Here is a 21903-nt window from a genome sequence, read left to right on the forward strand (position 1 = left end):
GGAACTTTTTTGCTTCAATTCTGCTAGGTTTAACCATAAGTACTTCGGTTGTTTAGAATAGAGTTGCAACAGATTCTGCGTTTTGTAGAGCAGAACGAGTTATTTGCTGGGTCTACTACGTTCAAGCCTATTTTCCCTTCTCAATTATTGGGCAATTACCATTTCCCAATAAAATATTATATTTCTTCTAACTTTTTTAGCTTCCTTAACTTTTTCCTTTTAGAAGTTTGTTTTCTGAAGATAAATAATCAATTAAAAACTCGTTTTGCAACTCTTCTTCGTATTCATCATATCCACTTGTAATTAATATTTGACAATCTGTATCTTTAAATTCCTCAATGTAAGTGAATAATTTTTTTAAATGTGGAATTTCAATTCCTTCAGCCTTTAAAGTATCAATTATTAAAAATTTGGGGAAAGCGATTTGATAATCTGGATTTAAAGATAGTTTAAGTAAAGATAAATAAAAGAATAGTCTTCTTGGAACATTAAAACTTTGCTCTTTATACTGACCAATAAACGGATAATAATTTCTGTCTAATTTAACTATATATTCGTTTTCATTAGCACCAAAAAAGTCTCTAAGATATTCACTATATATTTTTTCAAACTGTTCTATATTTTTTTGGAACATATTATCTTTTTCTTCTTCTAGTTGATTTAAACGCTCTCTAGTCTTTTGAATTTTATCCTCTAACCCACTAATTATACTTTTAGAAATATTTATATCTTTCGCCTTCTCTTTTATTATCTCTAATTCAGAAGCGGTTTCTTTTAATGGGATTATTTTATCAGTAATTTCTTCAATAGCAGAAACATTTGAGTTTACTTCTATATCACCTGTAATTGCTTTAACTTCATTAACTAATATTTCTATTAGTTTTTTCGTATTTTCGATAATTTCATTTAATTGAGCATAATCTTTTCTATATCCTTCAATGACTTCATTGATTGTTTCTAAAGATTTTACTTTTGATTTTAACAACTGGATATATTCCTTATCAGAATATATAAATCTGGAAAAATCTAAATGATTATTGGAACCACAAATACATTTATTTTCATCTAAATCAACTTTTTCTAAACAAAATGGACATTCTTCATTATTAATTAAATCTATGTACTGTGTGGTGAATAAAACTTTGTCTATATGTTCAATTTCACTTTTTAAATCATCTTTAACTCTTAATGATTTTGATAAACCTTCAGAAATTGAGTTTAGCTGGTACTCATAATTTTTTAATTTATGTGTTTCAATAACAATGTTCTTTTGGACTTCTTGAATTCTTGAAACTACTTCTTCACCAAAATGCCTCTCCTTTTTAATATCTTCTCTTATATTATTTAATCTTTTTAATTCAGTTTTCGTAGCTATCAATTCTTCATTTATATTTTCAATATCATGTTTTCTTAATTGTTTAAGTATTTCATGTTTAATTATTTCAATAGATTTTAATTTTTGTTTCTCTACTTGTAATTCTTTAGTTAACCTCTTAAATTCAGAGTACTTTTTATAATACTCGTCATTATAACCTGACATTAATACTTCAAAAATACTTCTTTTCATAATATTACTGTTCTTAAAATAATCAGAAGGTTGTATTCCAAACTCACTAATTATCTTTTTGTTCTCAGTTAATTGATCATAATAAATATATCTAAATAAGTCATCAATGTTTAATCGATGAGTCGTATTATTTTGTTCTATCTCCACAAATTCAATACCTAATTTATTCATTATCCAATCAGAAAATGTCATATCTTCTTTTTGATAGATAAAGCCTTTTCTAAACACACTATATGTTGTATATTCTTCTGCTTTAAAATCATAAACACTAATTATGTTTTCGCCGATTTGTCTTTTTAATATAAAATTTTCACTATTAATGCTTATACTTAACTCAATAATTCTATTGGAGTCTTGCAAAATTTCATTTATAGGCTCTTTACTACTCTCTTTAAAAAATTCTACGTCAATACCTAAGCAATAAACAATTAGATAGGTGAAAGTAGATTTTCCATTCCCATTATCCCCCACCAATAAATTTAACCCTTTAGTAAATTTTTCATTCCTATAAAAATATGTATCTCCTCTATATTTTAAAGAATTAATTACTATTGCTCCCATATCGCTACCCCATTTGCTTTAAAAAAGTTATCTACGAAAGTCATATAATTTAATCTTCTCAAACTCTTTACCTTTCCTTTAATGTCAATTATTCGTCTTTTTTCTTTTTCAAATTTGGTATCTTGAATAAACATTTTAATAGTTTCATTTTCCAACAAATAGATATTAACTTTATTATCTTCAACAACAATTTTAATGATATTTCTTTTTTCTAAAATTAATAATAAGTACCTTATTAGAGTTATTGTTTCTATCGCATCATAATATATTCGGTTTAACTCTTTAATAATGTGTGCATTTGGCTTTATATAACTTTTGTAATAGTTTAATAAAAGCTGTGTATTTTTCTCATTAGATATAATTGGGATTAAAAAGATTAGCTTTCTATAATCTTTAAAGCTGCTTTTATCAGTTCTACAATCTAACACTGATAAAATTAGAATTAAATTATAAGCTAGAAAATATAAATCTTCGCTATTATTATATAAAAGTCTTTTTTCCTTAAAATTATCGTTCATTTTTACACCTCATCAAACGAATAAAAACATTCATCTATTAATAACATTGCTACTTTTTGAACTGTAATATCATTTCTTACTCCATAATTATAATCTTTCTTCAATTGATTAAGGTCTGCGACTACAGATTCTCTTAATGTTCTAATAACTTCATTCAAATGTTCATATGTGAAATTTTCATTGTATTTAAATTTTTCATCGAAAAATTTCCCCATGCTTTCATAAACTCGATATTTTAGAGAATTAATCTGCCTCTTATCAAATCGCTTAATTTCATCCTTTACTGTTGCAGCATCTCTAGTATATCTTTTAATTGTGTTATTTTTAAATTCTGGACATACTGTAAGAATTTTTTCTTTTAAATTCCTTAATACTTCTCCTTCTAATTCATTTTCAACATCATCCCAATATGGATATACTCCATCTATCACTAATTCACTATTCATACTCTCTGCTTCTTTATAAATAATTCTGACTGAATCAACATTAATAATTTTTTGCGTCACATGTTTTTGCGTCATACGTTCATCTATAACATCTAATAAATTTCTTTTGATTAGATTCTCTTTCCCAAAATGTTCAGTGGAGAAAAACTGACATTCTTTAATTTCTCTATCTAGCTCTTGAGATAAGGTTTCTAGGTCACTTTCTTCAAATTTAAATGATATTTTCTCTAAAAACTCAACCCAATCATCATTTACCATTTTTTTAATTGTCAAATAATTTATGTGATAAGTTTCTAGTTTATCTTCTTCAATACTATATGTTTCTCTATATGTATGAATTAAATATTTAGAAATAAAACCTACTACATCGTCATTAAAATTCTTTTCTACCAAGTACTCAAGAATAGGCTTTTCTAATACATTTAGTCCAATTTGAGTTAGTTTCTTTGTTTGATTTTCACTAACATAGCTAGTATTAGTAAAAAAAATAAAATTTATATACGGGTCTTTTTTCAATTCAATATAATTGTCCAAAAAATTAATCATAGTTTTTAGAATTTCAGTGGAATTGAATGAAAAACCCTTCTCATATAATTTATCTTGTTCGAGATGTTCGTGACCTTCATCATCAATAAAATGTCCATCTTCTCTAGACTCTGGAAGTGCAATTATATTGGTTTTGCTATTTATTTTTATTAATTGCAACATTTTTATAGCAACTCGAAATTTTTGATACCTAAACCCTTTATATTTATCACTTGCATCTCTATTAACAGTTTCAATATTAAAATCTTGCATACAATTCACCTTTCAAAAAACATATTTACATATTTCACTACATAATCCTATTATTTATTAGCCCTTCCTATCTATTCGATATAATTGTTTTAAAGATGGCAATAACGATGGCTTTATGTAGATGCCTTTTGCTGTATCCGATTGGAACAAAAATTTATTAAATATGTTCTTTTCTTATGTTTCATTCCCAGTTAACAAACGCTCTAATACCACAACCAAGAAATATATGTAAATTAACTATAACATTTTCCCTAAAAAAAGTATTTAAACATGTAGTTTATACCACTTAATTAACGTATAACTATATCCATTAATTTGTTTAAAGGCGTCATTACATAAGAGCATTACAAGCTCCTCACTAATTCGCCTAGCTATCTATGAATAGACATGGGTGTAACTTGATATTAAGTCTGCAATTTTCTTAATAGATAATTTTTGTTTGTTCATGATAAAGTCTATTTAATTCTTGAACTGACAATCTTTCTATCAATGACATAATCAATTACTCGCTTCCTATTCAAATTCGGTAACCATTTTTCCAGATTGTGCAGATGAGGTAACATACCCCATCTCCCGCTCATAACCCATGTGAAAGTGTGGAAAATACGCCCCCCATACCCTTACGCAAAAGAAAAAAGACTCCTTGGTTCTGGAGTCTCTTATAATTGCTTTGCTTCTAGTTCATTCTTTCTGTTAATCAGTGTTCGCTTCTTTATGCCAGTCATTGCTTCAACTTCTTTGTATGTGTGAGTCTTAAGCAATTCTAAAGCATGTAGTACTTGTTGCTTGGAGTGTTTTCTTGGTCTACCTTCTCTAAAATCATCCCGTTGCTTAGCCAACGCCTTACCTTCTTGAGTACGTTCTACAATCATATCCCGTTCAAACTCTGCGAATGAACTTAATATATTGAAAATCAATCTTCCAGTTGGGGTGTTTTCCACTAGTCCCATATTGAGGATGTGAACCTTTACTCCTCTTGCAAAAAGAGCCTTAACTGTTTGTATACCTTCAACTGCTGACCTAGCAAATCTATCCAACTTGGTTACGACTAACGTGTCCCCTTCTTGTAATGTCTCAAGCACCTTGTTGAACTCAGGTCTATCTGTTTTAGTACCTGTAAATTTCTCTTTATGAATAACCTCGCAACCTTCTGCTTGTAATGCTTGAATTTGAACCTCTAAATCTTGTGCTTCTGTTGAGACTCTAGCGTATCCATATTTCATGTTATTTCCTCACTATTCATCAAACATTTATTGCACTAAGTTAATGCACCTTATGAAGCCTATTACAGCAAGGTCAATGAACTGGTGCAATAACTTTCAAGTATTTGCACTATGCAACTTAGAGTACTCATTACGATTAAACAAGTGATATTCATTAACTCTAAACAGTATTCTTTCCTTAACAGCATACCTTGTTACAAAGATTGCAGATCAGGTATTTATTTGGATAACATAATCAATCTCGATGATTTGTTTCGAACAATGTGAGTATTTAACTTGCACATTTAACCATTTATCTATAATTAACATACCTTTTATTTAAGTCGTGTCGGAACTTTAGCGAATACTGTGTGGATGAGAGTGGTTTCTGTATCAAATCAATACAATAACACACCTACTTCACAGCAGGCATTACTTAATACCTTTAGATTCAATCCTAAATTGATTGAATATTAGCAGGGGAAAAGCGAAGGAAAGAGGACCTCTTAAAATGCCACTCCAAGGCATTCTGAGCACCTGTTAAAGTGACTTTCACGACTATCCAATGCGGCAAATAATAAGTACAATCAAAAAAGACATCCAACTAATTTGGATGCCTTATTGTAACTATTACACTTGTTCTTGTAATACTTCTTTTAGTAATTCAATCGCATTTTCATCACTTGGGTCATTTGTTCCTAGTTCTCCTCGGAAAGCTTTGGCAAGAATGGATTGCTTTAGTCCATTCAATAACTCATTAGAAGCGTTAATTTTTAATTGAACATCTTCACGAATAGTTTTATTGATAATTTTTAGTATTTCTTTTTGCTCTGCTAATGCAGGAAGTGGAATTAACAAGTTCTTAACAACCTTCTGATTAATTTTCGGCATATTACCAGCAGTACCTGTTGCATTTTGTTTTACATACTTTTTTCCATAGTGTGAATTAATCCATAAAACCATATATTCCGAATCCACCAACTTTTCATTTAACCTTCCCTTCATTATTAAATCTGGGTAAATAAATTCTTTATCTTTTCCAGTATAAATAGCTGCAGTACCTACATAATCAAGAGAATTTGCTCTTTGAATCAAAAAATCTCCATTTTTAAGCCATAAATACGAATCTTCATCTATTATTTCATGAATATATTTAAATTCATCTTCTTTAAAATAACCTTTTGTAATTGCTCCAAGTTTAATTGTCTTTATATTTGTTACACTTTCAGTAGATTGAGGAGAGTAGCCATTTCTTGGTTGGATACTAAATAGACTTTCTGCTCTTGTCCAAACCCAAGTACTCGGAATATTAAAGTTTGGATAAAAGTCATTATCGACTTGTTTATTTTCTAGATAACTTGGTAATTGGAAATAAGAACTATTTTCCACTCTCCAATTCCTTGTCAATTCCCCATGAAATGCTTTATCCAAAATTGCCGCTCGTCGAAGTTTAAACGTTTCTTCTGCTTCCTTAATCAACAGCTTTGTTTCCTCTATTTTACCTAAAAGGTTATCCAATTTATTAGCAATTCGTTTTTGTTCTCTAAGGGGTGGAAGAGGTATATAATATTTTTCAAATGCTTTAATCGTAATTTGCGGCTGGGCAGAACCCGAAATTAGTACATCATTATTTAATGAATCTAATAAATATTTTAGAAATGATACCTCAGTATCCCATTTAGGTTTAATGACCATTGAATTATTCGTAACAAATGACTTCGGTTCACATACATTAATAGTTCCACACGTTGCACCTCGACAAGTCATTAACACCGTAGGCTCTTCTTGTGTATACTCAGAATAATATCCAATTTTACCATTCGCACCAAAAACAGGGTATCCCTCTGAAATTAATTTACTAGTTGGCAATCCTTTTCCATATTGAATATCTAGTAACTTAGTTGATTTTACCCAAACCCAATTACAAGGTACGTCATAAAGCTGTTCTTCCTTTGGTACTAGTGCTTCTTCCAATATTGCATCAATGTTCTTTTTCGTACTCACCGTGTGACCACCTCGTCCTCTTCTACCTCCTCTAACGTTCTAAGTTCTTCTACAACATCACTCAATAAAGCCATCGCTTGTTTAAGTTTTACAATTGCTTCTTCTGCCGATTCAATTGGGTCTGGTAAGTTTTCGTATAAAGATAATGATTCATCTGCAATGAGTCCGATATCTAAACTGTCATCCTTTTTGGCAATATCTTCTCTTGTAAACTTGTTCCAGCGTTCATCTTCCACCTCGGAACGGTCTGGTGCTACATACGCTTTCATAAAACCTTCAAAATGAGCCATTGTTAACTGTTTACGTTTTCCAAATGAAGACATATTTGTACGAAGGTCATATACCCAAACATCTTTCGTGTTATCTTGGTCAGTTTTTCCTCTTGTGAAGAATAAGACATTTGTTTTAACACCTTGTGCATAGAATATACCTGTTGGTAAACGTAGAATAGTGTGTAAATTGCATTTATTCATTAAATCACGACGAATTTGCGTACCGATACCATCTTCAAATAATACATTGTCTGGTAAGATAACTGCCCCACGAGCTTGTCCATCATCTTTCAATGCGTTATAAATTAACTGTAAGAAATTCAACTGCTTGTTAGATGTTTCAAACGTTAAATCATCTCGAGATACACGTTCGCCACCTTTTTTTGTCCCAAACGGAGGATTTGTTAAAATAACATCAAGGTTTTTCATCCATTTCCCGTTTCCTGATAAAGAATCTCCTTGCTCCATGCGACCTTCCATGTTATGAAGCAAAGCGTTCATTAACGCAAGACGATGAGTATCTTTTACAAGTTCCATCCCAACGAAAGCTTCTTTCTTTTGAAATTCAACCTGTTGTGGGTCTAGGTCAAAATAATCATCCGTTTTATTCTTTAAATATCGGTCTGCCGCAATCATAAAACCTAATGTACCAGCCGCTGGATCAGCACATCGCTCACCAATTTTTGGATCGATTAATTGAACCATTACATCAATTAGTACTCGTGGTGTAAAATATTGTCCCGCTCCCGATTTCTTTTCACTTGCATTCTTCTCTAACAAGCCTTCGTAAAGATTTCCCAATCCTTCTTCTTTCGCATTGTACCAATCAAGTGCATCAATCGATTTGATAATTTTCTCTAAATTTTTTGGTTCTGCAATACTCGTAGAAGCATCACTATAAATAAGACGTAACTGGTCATTTTCACTACTTCCTAAATCAAGTAACAATCGCTGATAGAACGTCTTTAACTCCAAGCCTTCTCGCTCTACTAAGTCATTCCAACGATAGCCTTCTGGAATAACACCTTCTGTCTCTTGTTCTTTCATCATTTTTAGAAATAATAAATATGTCAACTCCGTCACATATTGTTGATATGTAATCCCATCATCACGTAACACGTTACATAAATTCCATAATTTTTGAACGATCTCTTGGTTGTTCATTTTTCTACCTCCAGCAATTTCTACATACTTATTTTATATGAATATTCTTCTTTCAAACCTCGTTAAACCTATAATCAACCAATTAAAGCAACCTACCTATTATAACTTAAAAAATGCCTCTATGAAGAGGCACAATTTTTAACTAATATAGAGATTATCATTTATTGTCTTTACTACAGTATCAATAAAATCACCAAATTCACGCTTTAGCATCTTATATCCACCTTGACTAAGGAAAGGCTCTTCGGAAAAAGCATCTTGTGGTGTTGGTGCTAGTACAGGTACTTGAAGTAATTGTTTTTCAATTCTCTCTAACCATTTCTTCTGCCTTGGAGTCCAATCATGTAATGAATATACTTTTTGCATGGCTTGTTTAATACGTGTTTCATGGTCAACGAGTGCTTCACCTAATGCAGCTTGACGAATAAAACTAATGATATCAGCTGCAATATCTTCATGTTTAGTCTGTTTCCAAGCAGTTTGTAAATGAGATTGCTTAAATCCTTTTGTTTCTAGAATGGTAATCAGTTCTCGTAAATCCTGCCTAGTCAAATCTTTCGGACGTGTACAAACAAGATGAAGAGCAGGAATCTCATTGATATTTTCTTGAATAAACCGAGTAAAGCCATCTAAATAATCCTCTGGTCGCTTGTTTCCTTCACCATATCCTCGAATTACATCCGTTACTTCATCCTCTTTGTTGGAGATATAACGTTTCTCTCCTTTTACTCGATAGGTTTCCATATACTCAAATAACATGTCATGTTGTTTTGCTTCTTGTGGAGTATATGACTGAATTTCTTTTGCCCACTCATCAATATTCTTTCCATTCGACAGTTCTTCAAATTTCTGTTTTCCTTCATCATCCAACCTTTGCTTACGACGCTGAATTTTCGCCACCAATTGGTCACGGTAAAACGAAGCTTCATCTTCTGTAGTAGCATTTGCAAGTGACTCATACAGTTCGCCGATACTGTAATTTTGTTTCTTTACAACAGGTTTCATCTCTGTATAACTTTGCAGTTTATCATAAATACCTACTGCATCATAAATGTTAAAGTGTGTTTTTCCAATGTCTGGACAAAGACGAGTTGCACGTCCAAGCATTTGGTCATAGAGAATACGAGATTGGATACGTCGCAAAAACACCAAATTTGTAATAGGAGGAACATCGATACCTGTAGTTAATAAGTCTACCGTTACAACGACATTTGGTAGCCGCTCATTTTTAAATCGCTTAATTGCATCTAATGGCTTGTATATATAGCCAGTAATTTTCACAATGGTATCATCTTCAATTTCATCGCCACGCTCTTTAAATGCTTCCTTTAATAAACGTACAACCAAATCAGCATGTTGATCAGTAGCGGCAAATATAAGCGTCTTCTCTTTTCCTGTTGGATCAATGTATTCCGCTAGTTTATTTAATACTGCTCGGTTAAATGGTTCTGTAATAACCCTTTTATTGAACTGCTCAACCTCAAAATGTACGGTATCCTCCAATTTTTCAAGTTGAATCTCACCTTTATCAACATTATATACTTTCACTTCATCATCTTTTTCGAACGTAATTCCAACTTGTGAAAGTTCTGTCTTAAATAAATAAGGTGGCTCATGATCGACTAAATAACCATCTAACACCGCTTCACTATAAGAGTATTTAAAAATCGGCATACCAAAGATTTCTGTTGTATGAAGAGCGGGTGTTGCTGTTAGTCCTAAACATGCTGCATCAAAATAATCAATAACACGTCGATATTGACTGATATAGTCATTTTGATCTCTGAATTCTAATTCTTCCTCTGACATTTCACGGTCACTTGTATATCCACGATGTGCTTCATCAACAATAATAAAATCGTACTGTCCGACAGTTGGAAGCTTTTCATTATCACTATAGAAAAGTCTTCGAGCCATTCTCTGTACTGTTACAATATGTACCTTAGTTTCAACCTCTGGAGATATGTCCTCTAACGACTTCACATCGTATATATCAGCAAATGAGTAGCCTTCAATTTTTGTATCCTTCAAAGCATCCTCAGTCTGTTTACCTAACGAATTACGATCAACTAGAAACAGAATACGACGACACTTTTTGGATTTAATTAAGCGATACATAAGTGCTATAGCTGTACGGGTTTTCCCTGTACCCGTTGCCATAGCAATCAACATTCTTCTCTGTCCTTCTTTTAATACTTTTTCAGCGGCTAGTACCGCACTCTGTTGATAGTGACGTAAGCCGAACTTAGTAATGTCTTCTTCCTCTAGACGTTTATCGGCATCCTTATCATCTTGACTGAGAAGAAGAAGCAAATCAGCGGGTGAGTGCCATCCTTCAAGCGGGCGGGCATGTTCCAATGGTTTACGTGAATCCCAAAACCATATGCCTGATTCTTCTTGAAGCTGTCTTAAATATGGTCGTCCATTAGTTGCATATAAAAATGGTACTTTATATTCACCCGTTGTTGATGTAATGACCTCATCCTCAACTTGCAATACATTTTTCGCATATACTTTAGTTTGGCTTTCTAACGCACTAGGAATGGTTTTCTTTTTTGCTTTTGCTTCGATAAAACCAACAAGCTTCAGCCCAATAAATAACGCATAATCGACTCTTCCACCCTTAACCTTCCACTCAGCAATAGCGATGTTTCGATTTTTCTTTGGCAGCGTACCCTTCTTATGATGATTCAGAACATTTGTATCCGATTCCCATCCTGCTAAACGTAGTTTTTCATCAATGATTATACGTGTTTCTGCTTCTGTTAATTGATGACGACGCATAAAATTTTTCGATATCTTTTTACGTTCAGTTCTTGCATCCACTTGTTCTACTTCCGCTTTTTGACGAATTTTTTCTAGTTCATCTTCCAGCTTTTTTACCTTATCCTCATACTCTTGCTGAAGCTTTTCCGTATTTAGTTCAGCTTGTTCTTGAGGCTCAATATACTCTGCTGCTTGAAAATCCCAATCACCATAAACCTCCATAAACCAAATAGACAAGCGAAAAGTTAATTGTAATAAAGCTTTTGCTTCCTCTGTTTTTCCATACCCTGCTTCGTGCATCGCTAGATTCCCTTTGCGACGAAGAGTTTCAAATATATCGATTAATTCTGGTTCGAGTAAACTTTCTCTACGTAATGTGTTGATACGGTCAACCTGTGTTGTGCCATATGCTTCCTTAATATTTTCAGCAGCAAGAATAAACTTTGATATCGTCTCTGCAAAAAGCCGCAGCTTCATTACTGTCGTATGAGGATCGTGATATACATTTTTCTCAGCTGTCTCACCCAAGCTAGCAAGTACATCCCATTTCCCTTGAAAAAATGAAAAGTTGCTATTCATTGTTATCACCGTTTTCCGAAGATTATATGTGTCCATTATACTACAAACTTACAGAAATTAGTGAATATAGGGGATTGTTCTCCTATCCATCCAGATCATACACTTGATAAAGTTACTTTGAAAAGGTATTAATGAAGTTGTTCAAAGTAAAAAAAACAGTCATTTTCCTCTCGACTGCTTTGGTTAGTGATTGATTTCAATGAGTGAATAAAATCGATATTTCATTAATTGAATACGCAGGGGCACCGACATATAAAGTATTAGTACTTGGTTAGTTGTTGTTGTTCGAGTCTTATCTGAGAAAATAAAATGTGTGGTGTGTGGATTAGACACTTACGGCACTAACCAATAAAGGCGGGAAATTTCTTGAAAAATACCCCACCTTTTAAATCAAAGCATTTTCTTAAACTTCGAGATTGCATTCAATTAATCAAGTATTAGATATTTATTTATCCTCTACTAGCATTTATAACCTACCTTGAATTTTATTCCAATGCCTTTTAACCTGATTTTTAATTAACACCTGTACAGGTAATTCTTTCATTTTCTCATGTGCTTCGAGAGCATAGGAAATGAAATTGCCATACCCTTTATAATCATAACCCAAATGTGTATAGAGTTTATACAACTTCGACCTATACGTTTTAATTCCTCTTTCCGAAGTTCTCCCCCTAGATATCTTTGCTTTTCTGTAGGCACGACTGTAGAATTTAAACACGCTTTTCTCTCGTATTTTTATGGACTCTCCATCTAAGATAAAACCTAAATAATCAATCTTATCTAACTCGTTATCTTGATTGTTAATTCTTCTACTCTCATAGATTCGTATCTCCGTTTTCTCTTCTTGGATCTTTAAATCGTTGAACTTATTTATTATCTGATACACTTCGCTTTTTAAATCTTTGACATCTGGTTTTTGGTTTTCTGAGTAAGGAATAACAAGTATTAAATCGTCGCAGTATCTTCTGTACAAGGCACTCTTGCTATCTGCCCATTTCTTTAGATGTGCATCAAAATGTATAAGATGAATATTAGAACACACAGCACTCATACTAGAACCTTGTGGAATACCGAAATTTTCTTTATGGATTTGAATATTCCCTTTCTTGAACTCTCTGAATTCAGCAGGACTCATGATTCTTTTCAGTGTCCCTTGTTTCTTTATCTTCTGATATTGTTTTTTTTCGTATTTTTTTTCTAAAAACTTATCAATCACTTTTTTATCAACATAACTGAATTTTGTAATACTCTTGTATACTTTGTAGATATCTGATGGTAACTCATCCACACCTAAGACGTACTTAATGTTCTCTTTTAAAACCCTATGATTAAGAGTATCGAAAAACTTAGTGAAATCTAGTGCTATAATTACGGCATTATCTTGATCCAACGTATATTTAAATACTTCCTTTGCAAAATCAATATTACTTTTACCTGATTTATTATTCCTATATGCGATCGCAACTTCATCAATTCCATTTTCTTTAGCATATGAATTGTATGCTTCATTTAATCGCTCACCGTAGTACTTGTAAATATAACTATCTAAATGTGAAGCATAGTAAATCAATCTTTCTTTAGGTTTTTTATACTTAAAGAACTTTTGGTCTTTACATAATCTTAGTTCCTTCGAAGGTGTCCCTTTTTTCAAGGTGTACTTATTTAACTTAATCTTATAATGAATGAACGGCAAAAAAGCATGTTTCGCAACCCAGTTTTCATCCTGAATCTTTTGGTGGACACGCTCAATTTTTATTCTTTTATCAAAATGAAGGAAACCTTTAGAGCGGTATTTCTTCATGTCTATTTGTGAAGAGCTGGGGAGATTATGTAATTGTAGCCTATTACTCTGATCCATCAGAAAACCTCCCTAGCATACACATTCTCACCTGTATGATCATAATGCGTAAAAGGTGACAGTCTATTAATATACCTTTCACATCAAAACCATCTTACAGTAGGGCTAACTTATTTCCACTTATACTGTACAATCTAATTAAACAAATAATTGTCTATTTGATTGTGGAAGGATTTGAAATTATGCTCATTGACGTAGTAATCGACCTACTGGCGAATTTAGTCATGAATCTAATTCTTTACATTGCCAAGGTTGACAATGCTAAACCTTCTCCTCTTATCACCGATTAGATAAGACTACTATATAATACCAAAACATCACCTTTTATACAAATTTGAAATTTTAGTATATTGAAAGTTTTCTTAGTCAATTGATAACATACGTTTCCTCAATTAAGCTATTCGCCATTTTTTCTACGGATAAGAGTTCTCTTTTCCTAAGTCTAATAAGAACCCCCCTGTGAATCACAAGTGGCTTTCTTGATTATTCTCTTGCTCAAATCGTCTTCTTCGTTCTAATCTCTTTAGCCTTGATGGAAGTTCATATCCTTCTTCTATGATGAGATGTAGCATTTCTTGGGGTAAATTGCGATCGTAAATACTTTTCATATCTTCGTCAGTTAACTCAAAGAATTCAGTAGTAAATCCATCTTTGATTCGTTTTTTATAAAAGTAACGATGAAACATTTGCTCTAAACGATAGCTATTTTTAGACCGAATGGTGTAAATAAGTTCTACTGGGATAGAAGGAACAAAGTTCATTTGTTTGATTCGTTTCAGTGGTTCTTTTGCATGACCAATTTTAACTGAATTTCCTTTGTATTCCTTTAAAAAATAAACATATCCATCTTTTTCATGAGATTCTTCGATTTTTGATTTGTCGTAATGTTGGTAATAAGACTTAAGCTCGTATTCCCTAATAATGCGGTCTTGCTTTTCCTTTACAGAATTATAGACATCATCAGGTAGACTTACCAGTTTTAACAGTTCCTGAATTACTTTTGTCGTTAACTCTTTAGTAGCCATTTCCCCTTCACATTGGATATAGTTCATCCCTATATCATTGTTTACCTTAAGCCCTGCATATTTTTCTCGCCCTATCATTGGCTTGTTATACTTATCAATAAACTTTTCCCACTCTCTTCGCTTCTTATAGCTCATCGTATAACCCCTTTTTCATTTTCAGTATATTCTCTGAAAGAAGATTTAAAGTTATCTTAAAAAGATTAAGAAAAACTAATAAATTAAGGAAACCCTATAACAATTACACCCATACCAAATCCATGATATATGAAAAATGCAGCGTCCTACTCATTTTCAACAGGAATATGTCTTTGAGGTAAGACATACTAACCTTAAACTAATGAAAACTGTAATTCCGCTACCACTTTCAATACTAAAGTAAGCTAGAATCAATGGCAATCCTGTACAACCGATTTATGATTTTTATTATTACTAAGATAGGGGTATTAGTATCGATCAATGTAATATACTAAGCCCCCGCATTTAAAGCTCCGCTCCATTGTACGTAAAAATTACAATAACTCCATTACTCTTCTGATACCCCTTCTCCACCGCCTTTAAATTTACTTCTATCAGTCTTGTAATGAAATTCCGCAAGTCCCACCGTCCATTTTGCGGTATGTTCTTTATGAATCCATCTTGTGCAGTAGTTCTTTGTAGTTGTATTATTAATTTGAAAATGTACAAAGAATAGAATTTCCTCTTTATGCAGTATTTTGAGATATTCAATAACAGACTTTCTGTTTATTCCTGTATCCTTTACTACCGTATCAATTGAAATAAATGATATTGGATCGTTGCTTACAGTATAGAATATATAACCTACCATATTTAGATACGTGGCGAATATTTTAGGCTTATAATCACTTTTCATTGCTACTATCTTTTGAAAATCCTTATAGAACACTTTTGCAAAATTGTATTCTTCGTCCTTACCTGTTGGTTTGATAAAGTAGTTGTTTACGGGTTTTAAATCTAACATCACACGTTTCATGGATAAATCTTCGTAAATCTCGATATGTCCCATCTTTTGCAATTTGAGTAAAGATTCTTTTGTTCTTACCTTAGTTGAACTTTGCCCTGTACTCATGCCAACGAATCTCATCATATGAATAACCCCAGTTAGAGCTACACCTTGAAAGTTATTTGCCAATGTTTTAATGATTGCTAAGTGATAAACATCTAATTCACCAGACTTTCCTAAATCCTTAGTTTCAATTAGTGACTTGGAAATCTTTATAAACGATTCTTCCCTTTCTAACCTTTTAGTTGATTTGATTTCAGTACTCACTTTTTATCTTTCTCCTGTTCTGACTAATATTTTTTATTTTCCTCTGCCCCCAATTCAATTAAAGAACGTTGTGTTTGTGACGTGCAAAAGGAGGCTTGCCGCCTTTTGTGCGTTACATTTCATCTATTATATTATCTTCTATCTACTATTCTTCTATCTATTCCCCCACTGAAATCGCCCGATTAACTAGAAAATTACAAGCATTATCTATTGTTGGGGGACACCTAATTTTTAGGTGCATTTTATAAAGTAGTTCACCCCATTTTTAGGTGTTGTTTTACAAATATCCATTAAACCACACCTGTTTTTTGGGTATACCATCATCATATAGAAGCGGTAATAAGATAAAGCAGTTAATCACTTAGGTTTCACTTCAGTACACTGCTTTCCACCAATAGTAATTGTTACTTTTTCGAAGAAACCTTCTACAATTCGATTGGCATGTTGTTGTAACAGCATTGGTTCTAAAATCTTACTTGGGACATCTTTTATAACTTCAATTAGAATCTTTGTACCTTTAGCAATATTGCAACCTTTACATAAAACCCAAGCATTGTCCTCAACACTTGCTTTATTAGGCTTAGAAACATTCTGTGAAAGCCTATGATCTACTTCTAAATTACTAATGTTCCCGCAGATTTGGCAGCAACGACCGTACTTTTCAAAGGTTGCTTGCTTTTTTGTTGGGTGAAAACACCACCATTTCCCCTTCGTTTTTTCTCACGATTATTATTACATGCCCTATAGGCACTAGTAAGACCATCTTTTTTACTTTTGTCTTTACTAAATTCTTCTACACTCTTAACCTCTTTACATTTACTGCATTGTTTTAACATTTATGAGTAGTGTATATACACTCTCTCACTCACTCATACTATTTTTACTACTCGTACCTCTCTTTCTATAATTTGATTTGTAGATTTGCCATTTGAATATGAACCTAATGCAAAATACCTCGTCAGTAAGTACAAATAACCCTGTCCAATATTAGATTTAAATCTGCCAATCCCTATATGTAGGTCATAGATAGAATAAGATTCCTTATGAGGTGTTTGCATAATCTTATTATACAAATCAAGAAATCAAGAAATTATGTCTAGTACCGTCATAAAAAAGCTGATGGTTCTCCTCATCAAACCTAAAAAACCATGTCAAGAATTTTTTTAAAAAAAGAGATGATTTTTTATATAGAATGAATTTAGCTTCGATAATTCGCTACTGTTTTACAGAGGAATGTCCATCTACAATTAACAGGGAATTTCAGTGGTACATTGAGTTTAGGTTTGAAAAATGTTGCTAAAGGAAAACTGTTTCATAGTGTAGAAAAAGAGTAAATCCGTCTCGTATCGAACATTTGAACAGTATGTTGGTGTAGATTGACATGCCCTAACTACATAACACTTTTTAGAGAAATCACATATAAAAAGCCACCGTCGTTGTTTTCTGAAAAACTTATTAAAGAAAAAGAGCAGCCACAATGACCGCCCCTTCGTTTTATCTGCATTAAGTCTCACTATAGTGAAGATTAAATCATATTATTTAACATGTTTTTATACATAAGTAAACGAATACTTCGAAAGGAATTTCTTACCACTGTATAAGATGGTCTTGCTTTCGCTCCCTCTTGAATATTTTTTTAGTGTAATAGGCAATGTGCTTCACTTGCTTATTCATACTTTAGACCCCTTAACAGTTCAAATTTTAGCTATTATTTTTTCTACTTTTTAAACACATAATTTAGCGGAGAATGAATATTATGTTGATTCTGAACATCCATATTCGTCATTTGCACATAACGTCTAACCATATTCATATGGGAATGACCAAGTATCCTCTGCAAACTAAAAGGGTCGCCGCCATTTAATATATAGAATAATGCACCTGTATGACGTAAAGTGTGAGGACTACAGCGTTTGTTATTGATACCTGCTACATGACCATACAACCTTATATTGTCCCTTACAGTAGCCTCACTCATTCTTTCACCCTCATATGTTAAAAACATACATTCATTCCCAAAATCCTCTGTTTCTTCCATATACTCACTGAGTAGTTTTGCAGTTTTTGCAGATATTGGAACTGTACGAGCGATTCTTACTTTTGTGTCAGCTGCCTCTAATTGAATGGTCAAATTTTTAAAATTAACATTTTCCCTTTTAATATCAACTAATTCGGATACTCGAACCATAGTATCTATTAGAACAAACAAAATTACCTTGGTTCTAAACCCGGTATAGGAGGACTCATCAATCGCACCTAAGAGCCTTTTAAATTCTTCTGGTGTGAATGCTTCAACATTATCGATAGGTGCTTTGATAGGCTTAAAGCGTTTGTGAATAGGTTCTTGAATCCATTGCTTATCCTCATAGATGTATCGTAAAAATGACCTCATGGTTCTAACTCGTATGTTTACAGTAGCAGGAGAGTAATCCAATTCTTCACACATGTAACTTATCCAGCCAGTAAAAACCTCTGTTTTTATTTCCTTTGCTGACAGTTCTCGACCAATATAATCCATAAAGTATTGAAAGTTATTGTAATACTCCTTAATGGTTCTTTTCGCTAATCCCTCTCCCTTTTTAATTAACATAAATTGCTCAAACATTTCTGTAATTGAATAAGCATAACCGCCAACATTTACTGATTTTACTTCACGTTTAAGACGTCTAAATTGATTTTGTCGCAAAATAAAAAACCCCTTCCATAATAAAAATTACGTAAGAGGTTGAACGGTTTTATGTATCAGTCCAAAACGGTTTTTCATTACAGCCTAACACAGTCTTTCGTGAGACTGGTAGAAATCCGTTTGGGAATAAGCACAAACACTTATTCGGTAATCATTAAGAAATCCTTATTTGGCGGGACTGCGTGGGAATCGAACCCACCAGACCTGGCACGCAGGTCTCAAGCGGTTTTGAAGACCGTGGGAGACACCAGTACCCCATCCAGCCCCGTGTTGAGTGACAATATCTATTATAATTCGACAAGAGGTTTTTTTCAACCTCAATTACCATTTTGGCTAAAGATTCCTCCGCTTGTCCTCTCAGTTTCCAGATACTATAATGAAACTAGAATAAAACTATCATCTTTACATAGAAACGAAGGGGATTAGGGAAAATGGTAGACGGATGGTTTATGTTATTTATTCTTTTTTGGACAATCATTATGGTCGTTTTAATGGCTGTTGGTGGCTTTTTCATGTTTCGGAAATTTTTAAAAAAGCTTCCGAAAGAAGATGGAAAATCGGACATGGATTGGGAATTACATTATGTTGAAGAAACGCGAGATTTATGGACAGAAGATCAAAAGGAATTTCTTGAAGATTTAGTCAGTCCTGTACCTGAACTCTTTCGTGATGTCGCGCGGCAAAAGATCGCTGGGAAGATTGGTGAACTTGCGCTGAATGAAAAGGCTTCAACCATTAGCCAAGATTTAGTTATTCGTGGCTATATTTTGGCAACACCGAAACGAGATCATAAATTTTTACGCAAGAAATTGTCAGAGAAACAAATCAATCTCAATACGTACGAACATTTATTTTAACCAAATCAAACCAATTATAGGGGATTTCTTGATTTTCACCCTCATCCGTGTATAATAACACTAACAAATAAACATAAATGTTTTCTAGGGTTCCGCAAGTATTGAAAACTTGGCCTGGTCCGAGAGAAAACTCACAGCTCTGTTGTGCCACGGAGGGAAAAAAGCCCGGGAGAATTCTGTTACGATACAGCATCTCCTAGGCTTTTTTTTGTTATGTAAAAAGGAGTGAATATCGATGAATCTAGCATGGTTAAAAGTAATCATTGCTTCCGTTTTTGAAGTATTTTGGGTTATCGGTTTAAAACATGCCGACAGTTTTCTTGAATGGTTTGGAACAATCCTCGCAATTATCATTAGCTTTTACGGTTTGATCGACGCAGGTAAAAAATTGCCGGTAGGCACTGTTTATGCTGTGTTTGTTGGCTTAGGAACAGCCGGGACAACCGCTGCTGACTTTCTCATTTTTGGTGAACCGTTTAAGCTAGAAAAGGTATTCTTCATCCTCCTCTTATTGATAGGTGTAATTGGCTTAAAGCTTGTGACCGATTCAAAAGAAGAAAAGGAGGCTGAATCATAAAATGGCTTGGATTTCATTAGTGGTTGCCGGCTTATTTGAAATGGCAGGTGTTGCGATGATGAATCAATATTCACATGATCGTCGATGGCGCTCTCTTTTGCTATTAATTGTTGCTTTTGCAGCGAGTTTTTACTTTTTGTCGTATTCAATGCAAACCCTCCCGATGGGAACGTCCTATGCAATTTGGACAGGAATCGGCGCTTCAGGCGGTGCCATCATCGGGATGTTGTTTTATGATGAATCAAATGATTGGAAACGAATTTTATTTATCGCTGTCATTCTAAGCTCAGCTGTTGGGCTAAAACTTTCATCTTAGAAAAAACTCCAGCGCACGTTAAACAAAACTTTCACTCTGGAGACTTAACATAAAAAATCCCCTTATTCGGGGATTTTTTAAATTAAATTCGGTTTTATCATACTATGCAAATCACGTTGAAGCCTTTTGTATTGTACATACATTGCAATCCGCCACGGAACAATCATTCCAAAAGCGAGAATCCAAAACATTCCGCCTAGCTCACCAACATCAATCGTAATACTTAAAACAAGCTTCGCCACTAAACGAACAACAAGCAATCCTAGTAAAATATACATAAACGCCTTTGATCTTTTCAAATAGATATCATTGTCTCTAATTTCAAATTTAGACGTTTTAATTAGCAAGATCGAGAACAGCATTCCGACAAGCAACGCTTCGATTACTTGTAAAAAACTAACGCGAAACATCGGAAAGATAAACATCAATGCACCGGTGCTCATAAAAAGCGGTGGCAATATAATTTTTTTTGCGGATGTTGGGCTTTTTGCTGCTTTCATTCTGACGAAAAAAGCGAGAGTTCCCATCCCGATTGCTGCAATTGTTGAGAGCAAAACATAGTCCATACGTTTCATCCTTTTTTGTAGGTTTTCACTATTATTATACAGCAATTTTTATTTTTAGTAAGAAGAAAGGAAAAGCATATTTTCGCTTTTCCTGTTAAACTAGAGACCATTGATCATTTTAAAAACCAGTAAATCCACCAAAAAACGGCGAAAGGAAGGCAATAATTTTTGTCATCCAATCAAAGTATAGAACGACACCCATAACAATCATGATATAGCCGCCAATTTTCATGATTTTCACATTGTTTCTTCTAATCCAATCCATTTTCCCAACATAGAACGATAGAATAAAGAACGGAATCGCAAAACCAAGAACATAGGACATCATATAGAGCATCCCCGAACCAGGATTCGACCCAGCTAGCAAAATAACCGATGCTAGAATCGGTCCTGTACATGGAGTCCATCCAGCAGCAAATGCCATTCCAATTAAAATCGAACCAAAATATCCCGCCGGGCGATTTTTAAATTCAATCCGCTTTTCGGACATCAACCATTTTGGCTGGAACAACCCAATTACGATTAACCCAAAAATCACGATGAAAATAGCCCCAAGTTGACGGATTAAATCATTGTACTGGCTGAAGATTTGACCGACAAAGGAAGTAGCAAATCCTAGCGCAATGAATATAATCGAGAAGCCGACTAGAAAGAATAAAGTATGTAACATACTCCGCTTTTGAAGCATCGCATTATCACTTTTAATTTCTCCGACAGACATCCCTGTAATATAAGATAGAAAAGCTGGATAAAGCGGCAAACAGCAAGGCGAAATGAAACTAAGAAAACCAGCACCGAATGCGAGCAAAACATTAATATCCGTCATGAATCATACATCTCCCATTATTCAATT

17 protein-coding genes, 1 tRNA gene and 1 riboswitch are annotated in these 21903 nt (G+C 33.4%); of the genes, 3 read left to right on the forward strand and 15 right to left on the reverse strand.

All coding sequences use genetic code 11. The features are described 5' to 3' along the window. Window positions 1-205 precede the first annotated feature (205 nt). The 13 genes from GNT69_RS16490 to GNT69_RS16545 form a co-directional block, all read right to left on the reverse strand. Complete coding sequence (locus tag GNT69_RS16490) at window positions 206-2128, reverse strand: AAA family ATPase (RefSeq protein ID WP_203556081.1); 1923 nt, start codon at window positions 2126-2128, stop codon at window positions 206-208. Next, window positions 2116-2646: a hypothetical protein gene (locus GNT69_RS16495; RefSeq protein WP_203556082.1), complete on the reverse strand. Its 531-nt coding sequence runs from the start codon at window positions 2644-2646 to the stop codon at window positions 2116-2118. Before GNT69_RS16495 ends, GNT69_RS16490 begins: the two co-directional genes overlap by 13 nt. Before the next feature lie 2 nt (window positions 2647-2648). Beyond that, window positions 2649-3890, reverse strand: coding sequence for a hypothetical protein (locus tag GNT69_RS16500; protein ID WP_203556083.1), 1242 nt, complete (start codon window positions 3888-3890; stop codon window positions 2649-2651). A 659-nt stretch (window positions 3891-4549) separates the two neighbouring features. Next, the gene (locus GNT69_RS16505; RefSeq protein ID WP_203556084.1) at window positions 4550-5113 is read right to left on the reverse strand and encodes a recombinase family protein; all 564 of its coding nucleotides are present in this window, start codon (window positions 5111-5113) and stop codon (window positions 4550-4552) included. A gap of 609 nt (window positions 5114-5722) precedes the next feature. Continuing rightward, entirely contained in the window at window positions 5723-7096 is a 1374-nt protein-coding gene (locus tag GNT69_RS16510; RefSeq protein WP_203556085.1) for a restriction endonuclease subunit S, read from the reverse strand. Further along, complete coding sequence (locus GNT69_RS16515) at window positions 7093-8532, reverse strand: class I SAM-dependent DNA methyltransferase (protein ID WP_203556086.1); 1440 nt, start codon at window positions 8530-8532, stop codon at window positions 7093-7095. The genes GNT69_RS16510 and GNT69_RS16515 overlap by 4 nt, the downstream gene beginning before the upstream one ends. 138 nt (window positions 8533-8670) lie before the next feature. Further along, complete coding sequence (gene hsdR, locus GNT69_RS16520; RefSeq protein ID WP_203556087.1) at window positions 8671-11877, reverse strand: type I restriction-modification system endonuclease; 3207 nt, start codon at window positions 11875-11877, stop codon at window positions 8671-8673. A gap of 466 nt (window positions 11878-12343) precedes the next feature. Then, the gene (locus GNT69_RS16525) at window positions 12344-13735 is read right to left on the reverse strand and encodes a reverse transcriptase domain-containing protein (protein WP_203556088.1); all 1392 of its coding nucleotides are present in this window, start codon (window positions 13733-13735) and stop codon (window positions 12344-12346) included. A 464-nt stretch (window positions 13736-14199) separates the two neighbouring features. Next, window positions 14200-14895 (reverse strand): GIY-YIG nuclease family protein, encoded by a 696-nt coding sequence (locus GNT69_RS16530; protein ID WP_203556089.1) that lies wholly within the window; start codon window positions 14893-14895, stop codon window positions 14200-14202. Window positions 14896-15283: 388 nt separating this feature from the next. Continuing rightward, the gene (locus tag GNT69_RS16535; protein ID WP_203556090.1) at window positions 15284-16048 is read right to left on the reverse strand and encodes a hypothetical protein; all 765 of its coding nucleotides are present in this window, start codon (window positions 16046-16048) and stop codon (window positions 15284-15286) included. A gap of 357 nt (window positions 16049-16405) precedes the next feature. Beyond that, the gene (locus tag GNT69_RS26255; protein ID WP_481747667.1) at window positions 16406-16687 is read right to left on the reverse strand and encodes a hypothetical protein; all 282 of its coding nucleotides are present in this window, start codon (window positions 16685-16687) and stop codon (window positions 16406-16408) included. Window positions 16688-17765: 1078 nt separating this feature from the next. After that, on the reverse strand, window positions 17766-18734 hold the full coding sequence (locus GNT69_RS16540) for a tyrosine-type recombinase/integrase (RefSeq protein ID WP_239094294.1): 969 nt from the start codon (window positions 18732-18734) through the stop codon (window positions 17766-17768). 170 nt (window positions 18735-18904) lie between these two features. After that, a tRNA-Sec gene (locus GNT69_RS16545) sits at window positions 18905-19001 on the reverse strand. A 164-nt stretch (window positions 19002-19165) separates the two neighbouring features. Between GNT69_RS16545 and GNT69_RS16550 the strand changes: the two genes are divergently transcribed. The 3 genes from GNT69_RS16550 (at window position 19166) to GNT69_RS16560 (ending at window position 20484) form a co-directional block, all read left to right on the forward strand. Continuing rightward, the gene (locus tag GNT69_RS16550) at window positions 19166-19591 is read left to right on the forward strand and encodes a DUF2621 domain-containing protein (RefSeq protein ID WP_203556091.1); all 426 of its coding nucleotides are present in this window, start codon (window positions 19166-19168) and stop codon (window positions 19589-19591) included. Window positions 19592-19664: 73 nt separating this feature from the next. After that, window positions 19665-19765, forward strand: a riboswitch (guanidine-I (ykkC/yxkD leader). A gap of 61 nt (window positions 19766-19826) precedes the next feature. Further along, complete coding sequence (locus tag GNT69_RS16555; RefSeq protein ID WP_203556092.1) at window positions 19827-20168, forward strand: DMT family transporter; 342 nt, start codon at window positions 19827-19829, stop codon at window positions 20166-20168. 1 nt (window position 20169) lies between these two features. Further along, a complete protein-coding gene (locus GNT69_RS16560) occupies window positions 20170-20484 on the forward strand; it encodes a DMT family transporter (RefSeq protein WP_203556093.1) in 315 nt (104 codons plus the stop codon). A gap of 77 nt (window positions 20485-20561) precedes the next feature. Here GNT69_RS16560 and GNT69_RS16565 read toward each other — a convergent pair whose 3' ends face one another. Both GNT69_RS16565 and GNT69_RS16570 read right to left on the reverse strand, forming a co-directional pair. After that, window positions 20562-21050 carry a CcdC family protein gene (locus tag GNT69_RS16565; protein WP_203556094.1) on the reverse strand — a complete coding sequence of 163 codons (489 nt, stop codon included), beginning with the start codon at window positions 21048-21050 and terminating at the stop codon, window positions 20562-20564. Between the two features lie 118 nt (window positions 21051-21168). Continuing rightward, window positions 21169-21876, reverse strand: a complete 708-nt coding sequence (locus GNT69_RS16570) for a cytochrome c biogenesis CcdA family protein (protein ID WP_203556095.1) — start codon at window positions 21874-21876, stop codon at window positions 21169-21171. Window positions 21877-21903: the final 27 nt, after the last annotated feature.

It is taken from the genome of Bacillus sp. B15-48 (assembly GCF_016879755.1).
Classification (GTDB): Bacteria; Bacillota; Bacilli; order Bacillales; family Cytobacillaceae; genus Mesobacillus_B.